General features: G+C 61.5%; 1 protein-coding gene. It reads right to left on the reverse strand.

The window, feature by feature from the left end:
• Window positions 1-17 precede the first annotated feature (17 nt).
• Window positions 18-772 (reverse strand): IS5 family transposase gene (locus C6P61_RS17245; protein WP_425319771.1). Its coding sequence is split into 2 segments (ribosomal slippage): window positions 18-451 and window positions 451-772, totalling 756 coding nucleotides; the frame shifts between segments, so codons are not numbered across the junction.
• Window positions 773-838 lie beyond the last annotated feature (66 nt).

The raw sequence follows: 838 nt of genomic DNA on the forward strand, positions 1-838 counted from the left end.
CTAGGGCGTGTCATCAATCAGGCGAGCCATACGACAGTCGCTGCCAGATGGATGGCGCCCAAGAAGTTGCGAGCCGTCTTGTCGTAACGCGTGGCGATGGCCCTGTACTGCTTGAGCTTGGCAAAGAAGTTCTCGATCAGATGGCGGGCTTGGTAAAGATACTGGTCGTAGTCCCGAGCCACCTTCTTGGTGCTGCGTGATGGAATGATGACGTCTTTGCCTTGGGCCAGCAGCGGCTCGACCACGCGAGCTTGTGCGTCATAGCCCTTGTCGGCAATCACCGTTTCTGCCGCCGTATCGACCAGGAGCACATCGGCCCCTTCGAGGTCGTGCGCCTGCCCCGGCGTGAGATGAAACCCAGTGGGATTGCCCAGCGCGTCAACCGTCGCGTGAATCTTGGTGCTCATGCCGCCTCGACTGCGCCCGATAGCTTGTGGCGCCCCCCTTTTGCCCCAGCACTGTGCTGGTGGGCTCGCACGATGGTGGAGTCGATCATGGCGTATTCGTTGTCGGCATCCAATGCTAGGGCTTCGAAGACACGTTGCCAGACGCCGCTCTGGCTCCAGCGGCTGTGGCGCAGGTGTACCACCCGGAAGTCCCCGAAACGCGCCGGCAGATCGCGCCAGGGGATCCCGGCCCGATAGCGATAGAGCACTGCGTCGACGAACAAGCGGTTGTCCCGGGCCTGTGCTCCGGGCTGGCCGGCACGCCCGGGTAGCAAATCCTTGATGCGCACCCACTGATCGTCGCGCAACGCATATCTTCTGGTCATGCGCCTTCATCTGGGTTCTCTCCCGCAGGCTTCAAGTCCAACCTTGTTGATTGATGACACGCCCTA

The sequence above is a fragment of the Malikia spinosa genome (genome assembly GCF_002980625.1).
In the GTDB taxonomy this organism is placed as follows: domain Bacteria; phylum Pseudomonadota; class Gammaproteobacteria; order Burkholderiales; family Burkholderiaceae_C; genus Malikia; species Malikia spinosa.